The sequence below is a fragment of the Pseudorhodoplanes sp. genome (genome assembly GCF_046289595.1).
Taxonomy (GTDB): domain Bacteria; phylum Pseudomonadota; class Alphaproteobacteria; order Rhizobiales; family Xanthobacteraceae; genus Pseudorhodoplanes.
On sequence record NZ_JBKBVB010000007.1, the window covers coordinates 54,173 to 71,042 of the forward strand.

A 16,870-nucleotide genomic window follows, 5' to 3' on the forward strand; every position below is an offset into this window, starting at 1 on the left:
TGACATGAATTGCAAAGACAGTGCGCCCGTCTGGCGAGGGGCGTCATGTCGTTTCATTTTTCTCCGAATGCGGTTGCGCAACGTTCCACACGGCTGCGCCGTTGGATGACGGCATTGAAATCGTCGGCGGCGCATGTCGTGCCGCGGCGTGGGCGCGCCCCTCAACTCGTGCTCGATCCGCTCGAGCCGCGGCTGATGCTGAACGCCGATGTGCTGGCGCTCGATCTGCCGAGCTACGATCCCGGCCGCCAGGATCACGACCTGCTTGTGCGACTGGTCGAAGACATCAAGACCGTCGACAATCAGAGCGTCGCGGTGCAGCGCATCGAGATCGTGGACCGCACCGATCCCTCGCATGTGCTGGCCGCCGCCGATTTCGATGGCATCAGCCGGATCGCGATCCTTGGCGGCGCGGGCGACGACCGTATCACCATCGATACCGATTCCTTTGCCGGTTTCGACGCGCCCGGTATCGTCTTCTCCGGCGGCGCCGGCGTCGACACGCTCTCGCTCGTGGGCAGCGCAGCCTCGGACTGGCATCTCGACGGGCAGGGCGGCGGCACCGTTTCCGGGCCGCTGCATGTGGAATTTTCCGGCGTCGAACGGCTGGAGGCCGGCAGCGGTACGGATACACTGCACGGATCGGTCTCGGATACCGACTGGCAGGTCGATGGCGAGGGCGCGGGCCGGATCGGCGCGCATGTCTTTGACGGTTTCGAGAATCTGGTCGGTGCGGCCGACAACAATGACGTCTTCACGTTCACCCAGACTGGACGGCTAGCCGGACTTATCGACGGCGGGGCCGGCGGTTATGATTCGCTCGTGCTCGACACCGGCATCGTGCAAAGCCTGGTCGCAGTGGCGTTCGCGCCGGATGCCGGTTCGCTCGCCTATGACAGTACGTCGCTGATCTATAAGGGTCTCGAACCGGTGACGGTCACCGGCACCCAGGCGGACGTCACCTTCAACATCAACACGCTGGCCGGAGGGCAGGGCGACAACGTCATCCGGCTCCTTTACGATACCAACGCCGGCATGATGCTGCTCGACAGCGTTAACGGCAAGTTCGAGGATCACTGGTTCAATGCGCCGACCAATTCGCTGACCATCATTGGCGGCTCCGGCACCGACGACATCACGATCCTGTCACTGTCGCCGGGCTTTGCGGCGTCGCTGACAGTCAATGTGCTGTCCGACGGATACGACCCGTTTAACACTGGCGGTATTCTGCCCGGCAACAACAACCTCACCACCAAGAGTGTGATCCGCGTCTCCGGCGATCTCTCGCTGAACGGCAAGGCGCTCCAGCTTAGCGCAAACACCATTCTGGTCGGGACCGTCGCGGAGCAGACCGGCTCGACCGGAAGCTGGGCGGCCAACCAGACCTTCACCAATGTCAACGGCAGCGGCGGCTCGGGATCGGGCATGCGCGCCGAACTCACCACGGATGCCGACGGCAACGTCACGGCGCGCATCATCCAGGCAGGCACCGGCTATGCCAACGGCGATCAGGTCACGTTTTCCTTGAGCGGCGGCCGCAGCGTCACCGTCAAGCTCGTCAATGCCGCGGATTCGGCGATCGTGTCGACGCAGAAGGCCGGCGGCAATGCCGGTGACATTCTGTTCGGCTTCAAGAAGAACAACGCGACCTATGGCGGTCAGGAAATCTATCTCGGACCGAACGCGCAATTGCTGGCGGAAGCCAATGCCGCCGCCGGTTACAAGCCGGGCAAGATTACCCTGGCGGCAACCGACATCGCCTTCCGCGCCGCGAGCTGGCCGCTCGATTTCACCCACAAGAGCGCCTTTATCGAAATCAACGGCGCCACGATCAAGGGCGGCGCCATCTCCATCACCGCGAAGGCGACCGACACCAACGCCGCCAGCGAAGAAAGCGTGCCGTCCTTCCTGCGCGGCTTCGTCGGCAACCTGACCAATCTTCTCAACCAGATTCCGGGCGCCCTGATCAGCGCCTTCACCGGCATCGACGTGTCCGTGGTGATGCGCGGCGCTGACGCCAAGATTCATTTGCATGACGCGACAATCGTCAGCGCGGCGTCTGTCGATATTTCGGCGAGCACCAAGGTCGATACTCAGGTCTATGCGCTGGCGATGGGCATGGCGGGTCTTGCCGCCAATAGCGGATTCGAGTTCGCCGCGGGCTATGGCCTGGCGCAGAGCAATGTCGAAGTCATCATTTCCGGCACCACCAGCATCACCGCCGACGACAACGTGCGCATCACCGCGAGCGGCGACGCCGCAACGCGGACCGTCGCGCGCGCCTCGTCCAATCTTCTGACTCCAACACTCGATCCCAACGCCACCTCACTCGCGGTCGCCATCGCCCATACCGAACTCAATGTGCTCGCCCGTGTCGGCGCTGCGGCGACCATCGTGGCGCGCAACGGCAACGTCAATGTCAACGCCACCGGCAAGACCAAGCAGACGGCGGATGCCAGCACTGTCGGCTTTGTCGATGGCCGCGCCGGGGTCGGCGTCGGGCTCTCCTTTGATTTCTCCAGCGTGGTGGCCGAGCTCGATGGCGACATCGCTGCGAAGGGAACCCCAGCCGGCGGCGAAGGCCCGAAATTCGATGGATCCAGCGGCTCCGCCGTCGATCTGGCCACCAATACGATCTATGTGCCCGATCACGGCCTGACCAACGGCCAGCTCATTACTTATACGGCACTGGACGGCGGCGCTGTCACCAATCCGATCTCCGGCGACCCGCTGGTGGTGACCGCTGGCACCGCGATCGGCGGCCTGAAGGACAAGGGGACGTATTACGTCATCGTGGTCGACAAGGACCACGTTCAGCTCGCCAACGCTCCGGTGATCGATCTCGATGCGAGCGGCACCGATGCCGCTGCCACGCACACCATCCAGGTGCCGGCCGCCAAGATTTTCGACATCGACGCGGTCGATGCCGCGGCCGATACCATCCGCTTTGCCGATCACGGCTTCGAGACCGGCGACCAGGTGACTTACACGGCGAGCGGCACGGGGACGATCAGCGGGCTGACGAGGGGTGCAGTCTACACCGTCGAAAAGATTGACGACCTTCTGTTCCAGCTGAAGGACGGCAACGGCAACGTCGTCCAGATCGCGCAGGGCACCGCGCTCGGCATCCACAGCTTCACCAAGGGCAGCACGGTCGTCTCGCTGAACCTCGCGCGCGTCGATGCCGCAACCGACCGCATCTCGATGCATAATCACGGGTTCACCGCCGACACGCTGGTGAACTATGCCTCGCTCGCCGACGACGGCGCCGGCAGCATCGGCGGGCTCGTCAACGAAGCCGAGTATCTCTTGCGCGTCGTCGATGCCAATACCGTCGAGCTGTACGACGTCGCGACCGGCGAGAAGATCGACATCGGCGCGGCCACGGGCGGGGCCGCGCATGCGCTCGCCTATATCGCCTCGGTCAAGAATATAAACCCGACAACGGCGGTGGACGACAACACCGATACGATCACCATCGACAATCACGGCCTCGTCGACGGCCAGGCCATCATCTACGGCACCGATCCGACCAAGACGCGCACCCAGACCGTCACCCAGCCCGACGGGCAGGTGCTCGAACTCGAAATCGCGGATCGCGAAATCGGCGGGCTGATGAATGGCGGCGTCTATTATGTCGTCAAGGTCGACGACAACCGCTTCCGCCTGGTCGAAGACCCTCTCGATGTTGCCTTGGTGAAGGCGATCAACCTGACCTCGCTCGGCAGCGGCAATTATCACGCGCTTAGCGACGACGGGCTGACCAACGGCATCGGCGTCAAGGCCTCGCTCGTCTCCGACACCCGCACGCTGGTCAAGCCGGAAGTCGGCGGCAAGTTCAATCCGAGCAAATATAAGGATGTGCTCTCCCGCGGCGACATCGCGCTCGCCTCGATTTTCGGCAATGCATCGGCCTCCAGTGGCAAACAGACCGTCAAGGACCAGAACGGCAAGGACGTCACCTCCAGCATTCAGAACGACAGCCTCAGCGCCGCCGGCGCAGTCGGCGTCAATGTGGTAACGCACGACGTGCGCGCCGTGGTGGGCGAGCGCGCCACGTCTGGCGATAAGACCACGTTACAGACGCAGGGCGATATCGAGGTGCTGGCCTCGATCGAGCACAAGACCCAGCTAATGGTCCAGGGCAGCGTCTCCAAGCCGAAAGGCTCGCAGGGCGCCGCGGTGTCGGTCTCGATCGGCGTCGGTGTCTACGATAATGATTCCCAGGCGATCATCCGCGGCAATACGCAGCTCGATGCTTTCGGCACCGTCAGGGTCGATTCGAAACTGACCTACCCGTTCCTGACCAAGCCGGAAGATCTGTTGTTCGGCATCCCGCAGGACATCGTCAATCGCGGCGTCAGCGCTATCACCACGCTGCTCGACGGCACCTTCGGCGTCAGCACCAAGCTGATGAATAACTGGGTGATGGCCTATGCCAAGGCGACCGAGTCGCCGGCCGCGTCGGTGTCGGGATCGATCGCGGTCAATGTCTTTACCAATACGTCGAAGGCGCTGGTCCAGTCCGGCGCCGAGATCAACCAGAAGCCGATCAGCGCGACCTGGCAGCCGCCGGCGACGCAGAGCGTCGTCGTCAACGCCTATACCATGATGCAGCTCATCGAGATGGTGGGCATCGGCAAATGGTCGCTGAATGAAGGCCCGCTCGGCAAGGCGCGGTATGAAGGCAAGACCGCTGCGCAATTGCGCAAGGGCGGTGACATCGTCGACGTTGCCGGCCGCTCCGGCTCCAAGGCACTCGGCGGATCGATCCTGGTCGATTCCATCGACAGCACGACCCATGCCCGCATCGAGGGCGGCGCCAAGGTCAAGACTGGCGCGTCGGGCAGCCTCACGAACTCCGCCAAGGAGGACATTCTGCGCGTCGCCGTCTCCCAGTCGGGCGGTCAGACCGATGACAACGGCCAATTCGCTTTTGCCGGCAGCGGCCTTGGTCTGCGCCAGCGCAGCGATGTGCAGGCGGGCATCGTCGCAACCGATTCGGCCGGTCCGGCGATCGGCGGCGGCGGTTCGTTGACGATCACGGCGGAGACCGGCGGCGTGCAAGTCGGCGTTGCCGGTTCGCTGGTTCTTGGCGGTTCGGGATCGAGCGGGCTTGGCCTTTCGGTCATGGTCGCCGATGTCGAGCGCAAGGTTTACGCCTTTGTCGGCGCCGATCCGAGCATCGATGCGCATGCAACGCCCAATGGCGCGGTGTCGCTCACTGTCGGCGCCATGACGGTGAAGGCCACCACCGGCGGCACCATTGTCGGCGTGATCGGCACCGCGTTGGCGCTGAGCTCGCAAGGCCCGGTTCCGGATTCGCCGGACGATGCGCTCGACGGCGCCAGCCTGCCGGGATTGTTCGGCGAAGCGAGCAATGTCAAGAGCGGGATCGGAATCGCCGGTGCGGCCGGCGTCAATGTCATCAACGACACCACGCTTGCCTCTATCAACGCCCGCGGTTCGGTGACCGCGTCGACGCTCGCGATCGAGGCCGAGAACGATCAGGTTCTTGTCTCCATCACTGGCGGCGTCGCGATCTCCCGGACCAACGGCACCCAGGGCGGCGGCGGCACCGTGGTCGGCGGCGCCTTCAGCCTCAACCAGCTCACTGCTGATACCCGCGCTCTGATCGTCAACACGCTCGCAGCCTCCGGCGCGAACGGACTGACTGTGACGGCGACGGCAGCCGATGGCAATGGCGACGAGATTCTGCTCAGCGCCAAGCGCGGCGGCACCATCGTTACTTTCTCGGCCGCGATCAGCGCCAACATGAATACCGGCACCGCCAACGCCTTTTCCGGCTCGGTCTCGATCAACCGGCTGGTCGACGTCACGCAGGCGCTGGTGGACGGAGCGGCGATCGTCGCCGCCGATGCGCGGATGCGCGCGCGCAACGAGCCGGTCGTGGTCGCGATCGGCGGTGGCGCGTCCTATACCGCGGGCGGCAAGGGCATCGGAGCGTCGCTCGGCTACAATCAGCTATCGGCGCAGACCAAGGCCGGCATTTTCGGCACCGCGCGCGGCGCGTCGGCGACCTTGTCCGACGATCTGACCATTGAAGCGGTCAACGACCAGAACCTGACCGCGATCGGCGTCTCGGCCGGGATATCGTCCGGCGGCGGCGGGGTCGGCGGCGCCTTCACGCTCGGCATCAACATCATCTCCACCGACGAGCACATCTTCACCCGCGACAATGCCGGTGAAATCCGCGCCGGTATCGAGAACGCGACGGTGACCACACCGGGCTGCGTCTGGCTGACCGCGCAGGACGATTCCGCCATTCAGGCGGTAGCCGGTGCGCTCGGCATCGGCACGCAAGGGGCGGGCTTCGGCGCGGGCCTCGGCTGGAACCAGATCGCGCTGAAGGTGCGCGCCACCATCGACGGCGCATCGGTCACGGCGGGGAACGAGGGCGTCAACCTGTCGGCGCTCTCGACCGATCAGAATGCGGTCCCCGCGGGCAAGATTGCGGCGGCTGCGGTCGGCGGCGGCGGCAGCGGCGGCACCGGTGTCGCCGTCGGCGTCAGCACCTCGGTCAACGGCATCCTCAACACCATCGAGGCCTCGGTCACGGACAACGCGACCGTCACCGTCAACGGCACAGGCTCCTTGCGTCTTCGTGCCGAGGACGAATCCACCATCCGCACCTTTACCGGTGGCGTCGCCATCTCGACCGGCTCGGGCGTCGGCGCGGGTGCAGCCGCGGGCGGCAATTATGTCGCCAACACCGTCACCGCGAAGATCGATTCCTCCACCGTCAATGTTGGCGGCGAAGTCACCGTCACCGCCGACCAGAAGGCGGTGATCCAGACCATGACGCTCGGCCTTGCCGGCGGCACCGGCGGCGGCAATGCCGGTGCGGGTTCGCTGTCCGTCAACGTGGTGACGAACCATGTGACCGCCGCGATCGACGGGATCTCCCGGGTCGAAGCGGCCGACGATGTCCGCGTGCTGGCCAGGAATTCCGCAAATGTCGTCGCCATTGCCGGCGGCGTCGCGGGCGGATCGCAGGTGGCTGTCGGCATTGCCGCGACCAACGTCACGGTGGTCAACACCACCAAGGCCTTTATTGACGGCCGCTCCACCGTGATCGCGAATGGCAGCGGCGCCGATTTCCAGGACATTCTCGGCAAGACCCGCAGTGGCGTTTCGGTCGAGGCGCTGTCGGACGGCTCGATCGTGATTGTGGCCGCGGGCGGGGCGGTCTCGACCTCGGCCGGCGCCGGCGCCGGCGCGATCACCGTCACCTTCGTCGACGATACCGTACAGTCCTTCATCGAGGCGCCGGGCGGCAATGCGCCGGCTGCTGCCGGAATTTCCTCGTTCGACGACGTCAACATCGTCGCGCGCGGCAAGCTCTCTCTGGTCGGCGTGGCCGGCACCATTGCTGGCGCTTCCAGCGTTGGCATCGGCATCGGCGCCGATGCCGGCGTCATCAAGCGCAAGGTCGAAGCCTCGATCGGCAACGGTGCGAAGGTCGGCGCCGGCGACAACGTGATCGTCGATGCGTCCGGCGATCTCGACCTGGCCTCGGTGTCCGCATCCGGCGCATTCGCGGGAACCGGCGCCGGCACGCTCACCGCGGGCGTCACCGTGCTCGACCTCACCACGCGCGCCTTTATCGGCTCGAACGCCATCGTCACCTCGGACGGCAATGTCGTAGTGCAGGCGCTCGACGACACCACCATCGACCAGATCTCCGCAAATATCTCGGGCGCAGGCACCGGCGCAGTGGGCGTCGCTGCGGGCGTCGGAGTGATGAACAAGACCACCGAAGCTTATATCGACAGCGGTGCGCAGGTGACCGCTTTGGCCGCAGCGGGCAAGGCCGGCATTGCCGCTTATACCGGTGAACTTGTCGATGCGCTCGGCTTCCTCGGAGGCGCCGTCAGCGGCTCGACGATCACGATATCCGCTCATGGTCTGATGACCGGCGATGAGGTTTTCTACAATTCGCCCAGCCCGATTCAGGGTCTTGCCGACAGCACACGCTATTTTGTCATTCGCGTCAGCGACAATGAGATTCGCCTGGCGAGTTCGCTTGTCAATGCCGCGCTGGGCAACGCCCTGACGCTCGGTCCGGGCAGCACGTCGATGTTGGACGTGCATGTGCTGCGCAAGATCGATGCCGACAAATCCGGCGGCTCCAAGGATTTTGCGAGCGCGGACGTGAATTACGCGACCAACCGCATCACTGCGGCCGGCCATGCCTTCAACACGGGCGAGGAGATTATCTACACCGCCGAGTCCATCGGCATCGGCGGTCTGGTTTCCGGCCAGCGCTATTACGTCATCCGCTATTCCGACAATTCGTTCGGACTCGCCGCGACCCGCAGCGCCGCGCTGTCGGGGACCGCTGTCGATCTCGTGGACAATGGCGTCGCGGCCGATGCGCGCCATCTGGTGCAGTCGCTCACCGGCACCGGCGTTCCGGATATCGACAATGACGAATTCGACGACAGCGCGCTTGCCGCACAGGGCGACCGCAAGGCGGCTGAAGTCGTTCAGAAGGGCCTGATCGTCGCCGCGGTGAGCCTCAACGACATGACTTCGGCCGGCGTCGGCGTTGCGATTTCCGGCACCGGCTCAGGCGCGCTGGCCGGCACCGTCGCGGTCCATACTGTCGATACCCGCGCCTATATCGCCGAAGCCGCGAAGATCAACCAGGACAATACCGGCGCAGGTGCGGACCAGAATGTCCGCGTTGCCGCGGTGCGCAGCTATGACGGTCTTGCCATCGGTGGCGGACTTGCCGGCTCCGGAACCTTCGCGGCCGCGCCGGCCGTCGCCGCCCCGAAGCTTGCGGGCGAGACCATGGCCTATATCCAGGGCCGCAGCAGCGGCGCCTACGATACCGTTGTGAATGTGGCGGGCGATCTCGCGGTGCAGGCGCGCGCCGAAGCCAACGTCATCTCGGTCGCCGCGGGTCTTGCCTTCAGCGGCACGGTATCGCTCGCAGGCTCCGGCGCCGTGGTTCTAATCGACACCGACACCATCGCTTCGATCAGCGGCCGGGTCCGCGTCAATGCCGGCGGTAATGTGCTGGTCGGCGCAAGCGATGACACGACGAGCCATGCCATTGCCGGCGCCGTCGGCATCGGGCTTGCCGGCGGCGGCGGGGCGGGCGCCGTCAATGTCACCCAGATCGAAAAGACCACCGCCGCGATCATCGGCGTCGAAGCCATCGTCGATGCGAACGGCCTCGGCGCGGCGCTGATCGGCGGCGTGCCGACCGGCGCTTTCGCAGGCAATGGCTATGGTCTGCATGCGATCCGCGGCGTCGCGGTGGTGGCGCAATCGTCTGAAAAGGTCGTGGCGGTGTCTGCGAGCGCGGGCGGCGGTCTCTATGCGGGCATCGCTGGTGCGGTGTCGGTCGAACTGATCGATTCCGATACCTTCGCGGCGATCGGCGACGGCGCTGCGATCAATATGAATACGGCCGGTACGGCGCATCCGGCGCAGTCGGTGACGGTCTCGGCGCGCAATACCATCGAGATTCTGGCGATTTCCGGCGCGCTCGGCGGCGGCGCCGCCGGTATCGGCGGCAGCTTCGATGTCGGCCTGATCCACAACGATACCCAGGCGCTGATCGGCGCTGCGCAAGTGCGCGCCCGCGACGACGTGGATGTCAGCGCGCTGTCGCGCTGGACCATCGATTCCAATGCCATCGCGGTCGGCGCCGGCCTTGCCGGCATCGGCGGCGGCGTCGTGGTTTACACCATCGGCGGCAATTTCAGCGACAGCTATGGCGGCGGCGGCCAGAGCGCATCGGCGCTGAGCGGCGAAGACGGCGACACCGTCACGGCCTTCGTGGAAAACACCGTCAGCGCCATGATGAGCGCGATGCAGACCGGCGATCAGGGCAATAGCTCCGATCCGGCACTGCCCGTGTTTAATCCTGCGAGCGCGGTCAATACCGGCACCGACACGATCACGCTCGGCGCCGATTCCGGCCTCAATACCGGCGACAGCGTCGTCTACAGCGCCAACGGCAACAGCGCGATCGGCGGGCTGGAGGACGGCAAGGTTTATTTCGCCATTGTCGATCCGTCGCAGCCGCAGCGCATCAAACTCGCGGCGACCTACGAGGATGCATTCGCCGGGCGCGCCATCGACCTGACCGGAGGCGCCACCGGGTCGAACCACCGGCTCAGCGCCTCGAGCGCGCAGATCGGCGAAATTGCGCGGCAGAGTTCCGCCCGCAACACGCCTTCGGTGAGCGGGGCGCTGTCGGCGACCGGCATCCGCGCCAGCGGCACCGCTGCGGCAATCGAATCCGGCGCCGCGATCGTGGCGGGCGATATCGACGTGGTGGCGCGGCAGAAACTCGATTTCACGACGCGCGGCGGCGGCGTCGGGGCGGGTGCGGGCGCGCTCGGCGTCGGCATCGTGGTACTCGACATCGACGTCGACACCACGAGCTATATCGCGCCGAATGTGGTGCTGACCGGGCTTTATCCGGCGAACAGCAGCCTGTCGGTCACGGCGTATCTGGCTTCCGACATCCGCGCGCTGGGCTTCGGCGGCGCATTGAGCGGTTTCGTCTCGCTCGGCGGGGCGGTCGCCCATGTGACCGACAATTCCTCGGTGCGCGCATTGCTCGGCGCACGCCCCGGCAGCGTCACCGACGACACCCAGCTCTCGCATGCCCAGTCGGCGAGTTCGGCAACGCAGGTCACGGGCTTTGCCACCGTCACCGTCGATGCAGACGCCACCATCGATCATTACGTGATGAATGCGGCGGCGGCGGTCTCCGGCATTGCCGGCCTCGGCGCCGCCATCGTGGTCTCCAAGATCGACGGCAACGTCCAGGCCGTGGTCGGCGATTTCACCGCGCTCGGCACGACCACGGGAAACGCGGGCGACACCACGGGCTTCATCGGCGGCCTGACCGTCGACGCCAACCGCGCCATCGGCCTACATCCCTTCACTGCCGGCGCGCCGTTCGGCATCGCCATCGGTGGCGGCATTCTCGGTGCCGCGGCCGGGGTCGCGGACATCACCATTGGCGGCGAGGTCACCGCGCGGCTCGGCAATCGCGCCTCGGTCTATGCCGCGGGCGATGTCGACATCCTGGCCACCGGCACGGTCGATACCGGCAACATCAAGGTGGATGGCGGCGCCGTCGGCGGCATCGCCGTTGGCATCGTCATCGCGCAAACCACGATCACGCCGAAAACCACCGCCAGCATCGGCTCCCGCACGACCTTGCAGGCGCGCTCGCTCGACGTGAAGGCGAACAGCACCGCGACCGGCCGCATGCTGGCGGAAGCCGCGGGCGGCGGCGTGCTGAGCGGCCAGGGCCTCGATGTGGTGATGACCGTCAAGCCGCAGACCAAAGCGGAGATTGGTTCGGAATCGCTGATCGGCACTGTTCAGGCGCTTGTGGTTACCTCGACCGCCAACACCACCGCGCGCGTGGAGGCCAAGGCCGGGAATTACGGTGGCGTCACCGTGATCATCGGCAAGGCCAAGGGCGTCCTCGAAAATACCAACAGCGTGGTGATCGGCGACAATGCGCAGATGACCGCCGGCACCGACCTGACCGCGCTCGCTGCGTCCACCAATACCGGCTTTGTACAGGCCGATGGCGGCGGCGGGGCGCTGGTGGCAATCACCCAGGCCGAAACCGACCTCGAAATGAAGGATACCACGAAGACGCTGATCGGAGCCGGCGCGCGGATGACCGCGTCCACCAATCTCAGCGTCGAGTCGCGCACCAGCAGCACCGGGGATTCGCGCGCCATTGCGCTCGCCCAGGGCCTCGGCGCCAACACCAAGACCGACGCCGCCATCCGCTACAGCAGCGTGACCCAGACCGAGATCGGCGCCGGAGCGCAATTGCGCGCCACCGGCATTCTCGATGTGATCGCGCGCGTCGACAAACTCGACCTCGACGCTTATGCCGAATCCGATGCCGATGCCGCCGGCGCCGATGCGGATGCGGATGCGACCATCGACCCCTTCGCCGGGCAGCGCAGCACCGATGTCGGCGTCATCGTGCGATCCGGCGCAAAGCTCCTCGGCGACACTCAGACCAATCTGAAGGCGCGGCAGGAAAACCTGCACAGCCTCGCCAAGGCCGATTCCGATACCGATGGTCTCGGTGGCGACACCGACGCCACCGCCATCAACAGTTTCAACGCGGCGACCAGCGTGCTCACCGAGGCAGGCTCGGAAATCGGCACCCGCGCGCTGTATGTCGAGGCCGAAGGCGGGGCGCATGGCGCGTCGGCCAATGCCATACGCTCCGGTGCGCTGATCGACGGCGGCTCGGCGACCCAGCGTACCGTGGTGACCTTCCCGCGCACCATCGTGTTCAATTCGAACGTATTCCTCTACGGCCCGGCCAATCCGGAGCTCGAAATCGGCGCTTCCGGGAACATCCTCAAGCAGGTCGGCATCGCGCCGGTGATCACGGCGAGCGAGATCGTCATCCCGGACATCATCTATCAGTCGACTGCGGCAGGCTCGGCGACCTTCTCGATCAGCCAGTCGTCGCTCGATCCCAATCCGGCGGGCTATGGCACCAGCCCGGCCGAAAACTCGATCGAAGGCAACGCAACCTTCACCTTTGTCACCGGCTTCGACCGCATCACAATCATCAATCATTCGGACCGGCATTTGCGGATTGGCAGCATCGATCCGTATATCCAGAATCCGAATTTCGTCGGCAATCTAACGGTCAATGTCACCGAAAAAAGCCGCTTCCTGCCGGTCACCAGCAGCGATCCCGGCACAACGCGGATCGAAATCGTCAATACCAACGTGGTGTCCGCGCCGGATATCCGCCTGACCAAGCTGATCAACAACCGGTTCGGCACGACGCTGATCGAGGCTGCGGGCGGCGACATCCTCACCTGGGCGGCTGCCGGAGCGATCCGGACCACCGGGCTTGAACTGATCGCGGGCGGCGTCATCGGCGTGAACGGCGCTGCGATCGCGACCGAATCCACGCTGCTGCGCGCGCAAGCGGGCTTCGGCATCGTGCTGGTCGAGACCGGCGACCTCGAAATCGACTGGGCCCGGTCGACCATCGGGCTGGTCGATCTGACGGCAACGGGATCCATCCTTGATGGCAACGCGACGGATGCAGTGAATGTCGCAGGCTCCGCGATCAAGCTCACGGCTAATGGCGGCGCCATCGGTCTGCCGGGCACCATGCTGCGCATCGATGCAGCCAGGACAGCCGGGGCACTGGTGGCCAACGCCCATACAGGCATCGCCATTATCGACGATGTCGGCGGCCTCGGTATCGGCACCGCGCGTTCTGTTACGGGCGACGTGACCCTGCAGACCCGGGATTCTGTATTGACCGGTGAGGACATTCTGCTCGGGGCCGATGGTCTGGTTCAGGCGGTGGCGGGCAACGTGAACATCTTCTCCGGGGACGACCTCTTCCTCGACGCCGCCGCAGTTATTGCTGCAGCCGGATCGGTGGTGCTGCGCGGCGACCATGGCAATGCGGATGCCGGCATCGGCACGCGGATGGATTTGCGCGGCCGTATCACCGGCACCATGGTGACGATCGCGGGCGGGGACGATGCCGACAGCATCGCGTTGCGGCGCGTCATGTTCGGTGCCCCGGTGACCATCCAGAGCGGCGGCGGACAGGACGCGATCCGGATCGGCAGTCAGGCGACAACGGACACCAACAGCGGCGGCTCGCTCTCTACCATCGAAGACACGCTGATTGTCGATTCGGGCAGCGAGCAGGACATCCTTGACCTTGACGACAGCGGATCTGCTCAGGCGCGGTCTGTGGTGGTCAAGAACGGCGAGATCACGCTCTCGGGTGTGAACGGCGCCATCCGCTTCGCCAATACCGATACCGTTGCGCTGAAGCTCGGAGACCGCAACGACAGCGTTTCGGTGCGCTCGACGGCCGCCGACATGTTGATCGACATCGATGCCGGCGGCGGCGACGACACGTTCATCTTTGGCGGCACGGACAAAACGCTTAACGCCATCGACGGCCTTGTGATCGCCAGGGGCGGCGCCGGCTACAACACCATGCGGGTGATCGATAGCGGCGATACGGCGGCCAATGCCGGCCGGCTCGGTGGCGGCAACAACAACCAGATTTTCGGCTTCGGCATGGGCTCGGCCGACCAGACCGCGATCGTGGAAACCGCCGGCATCACCTATGGGGATATCCAGGACCTGACCATCGAACTTGGCAACGGCGCAGATGTTGTCGCGGTCGAGGGGATTTCGACGAAAACCACGCTGAAGACCGGCGCCGGTGCGAATCAGGTGACGGCCGGCGGTGCGTTGTCACGCATGGCCGGCGATCTTCTGGTTCAGGGCAGCGCCGGCGATAGCTTTGTCATCGTTGCGGAAATGCAGGCCGATCTCACGCTCGCGCAGATCGCTGACGGTCGCGGACGGGTCACCGGAATCGGCATGCCGGGCTCGATCACCTTCGAGGGCCTGCCGAATGTGACCATCCGGCTCAGCGACGACGACGACCAGCTGCGCATTGTCGGCACCGCCATGCCGGTCTTCGTGGATGCGCGCGGCGGCAACGATACCATCGTCGTGGAGACCACCGCTCACGCCACTTCGTTCGATCTCGGCGACGGCGGCGATCTGATCACCGTGTTCCAGGCCGGTGCGGCAATGACTGTGACTGGCGACGGAACCGGCGGCGGCACCGACCGGCTGATCGTCGACCGCACCGCGACGACCGGCGCCCTAAACGCCAGGATCGGCGACGGTGCTACCGTCGGCGAAGGCACGGTCAGCGGCATGGCCGCCGCCAATATCGTGTTCCGCGACATGGACCGGGTCGATGTCAGAGCCGGAAGCGGCAACGATGCCATCACCATCGATGTCGGCAACGACATCTTGCCGTCCACGGTGATCGCCGTTTATGGCGGCGCCGGCGACGACCTTATCCTCGCGGAGTCGATCAGCCTTGCACCGACCATCGTCGATGGCGGAACCGAGAACGACACGCTGAAGATCGTGATTCCCGGCCTGCCCGACGGCCAGCAATTCCTGTCCTTGCAGAAGACCGTGGAGACGCTGATCGTCGACAACAGCCAGAACGACCTGGGGCCGGTGGCCTGGATTCTCGACGGCGTTGTGCTCAAAGCGGCAACCACCGACATCGTCACCACCGAGGGTGCGGATGTCACCCGCATTCTCGGCGGCCAGACCGGCAACGATACATTGATCGTCCGTTCGGTCACCGCGGCCAACGTGACCGGCGTCATTGATGGCGACCGTATCGAACTGCGCTCGGGCCTTGTCATCGTCACTCAGGCCGATCCGGCGCAGGACTTCGACAATTATCGCAACTACGAGGGCGTGATCGGATTCGACGGCGTTACCGCAGGTTCTGGCAGTTACGTCGAGAACGGGTTCAGTCTGACGACCTCGAATGCGGCGGGCTTCCTGCGCTCCGATGCGATAAGTCCGTCCGCTGCGGCGCGCGCCGCGGGCGAATTGTTCACCTTGCGCTCGGCAAATACCAACAGGACACCAACCGGAAAAGACCTCACGCTGTATTCGATTGAGCTGGCCAATACCGGTACCACCGATCAGATCGTCACCATCAGCGGCGTCACGGTGACCGGGCATGCCGTGTCGCAGGATCTGCTGGTCAGGGCCGGGACAGGCTTTCAGCGCTATAATCTGGATTTGGGCTTTACGGTTCTCGACCGGGTCACCTTCGCGCCCGGCACCGATATTCTTGTCGACAACATTGTCGCGCGCGACGTGCTGATCAATGCCGGCGCGGGTCCGGTCCAGATCGTGCCTGTCTACACGCTGCAGCCGACCGGAGGCGATATCGTCTTCAACACCGCAACGCGCACCATCACCGGCGCCAATATCCTGGTCGACTACAACGGCGTCCCCGGCACCGACGCCACCATCTTTGCTGGAACGGGGTTCGGTTCGATCGCCAATCTCGGCATTACCGCCGTCACCACGAACGAGCTCACCGTCTTCACCTTCCCGGGCGATCTCATTATCCCGGACGGCGTGACGGTGCGCGTCAGCGGCAGCAATGCGCTGTCGATCCAGGTTGGCGACGATGTGTTCATCGGCGCCAATGTCATGATCAACGTTTCGGCGACCGGGCAGAATGGCGTCGGCGGCGGCGGCAGCGGCGGTGCGCAGACGAATGGCGGTGCAGGCGGGTCAGGCGGCAGCGCGCCGCAAGGTGGCGGCAATGGCGGCGGCCCGACCACGGTGACGCGCGCGCCGTCCGGCCAGGGCGGTGCCGCCGGCCAGGGTGACGCCAACGGCGGCAGCGGCGGCAGCGGCCTTTCCGGACGCGGCGGCGCGCAGGGCGGCGGTGGCGGTGGTGGTGGCGCGGTCGATTACAGCACCTTCCTCGGTGCGATTGTCAGCTACTCGACTTGGTCCGGCGGTCCGGGCGGATTTGGCGGCACCGGCAATAGCGGCAATTGGGGCAATACCGGCAACCGCGGCGCAACCGGTCACGGTAATTCGTATGTCGGCAATCAGGCCGTAGGCGGCAGCGCAGGGTCGAGCGGCGGTGGCGGCTCGGGTGGCTCCGGCGGTGGCGTCGGCAATGCCAGCGCGGGCACGCCGGGCGATCCCGGCACGATCGGCGGCGATGCCGGCGACGGCGCCGGTGGCGTGAACAATACTACGGGCACCGGCATCAGCGGCGGCATGGGCGGCGGCAGCGGTGGTGGTGGCGGTGGTGGCGGTGCCGGCGGTGGCGGTGGCGGTGGCGGCGGTGGCCGCGGCGCTTATTGGGAATCCGGCCTCAATCAATATGTGCAGGGTGGTGGCGGTGGCGGCGGCGGCGGCGGCGGCAACGCCAAAATCTCCAGCTCCTACGAGCACACCTCCGACGCCCAATCCCATTCCATAGCCTCTA

Annotated in this window: 1 protein-coding gene; it reads left to right on the forward strand. The window is 65.5% G+C overall.

Annotated elements, in window-relative coordinates:
- Window positions 1-105: 105 nt before the first annotated feature.
- On the forward strand, window positions 106-16,870 hold a 16,765-nt coding region (locus ACK41X_RS03515), incomplete at its 3' end, for a beta strand repeat-containing protein (RefSeq protein WP_409719311.1).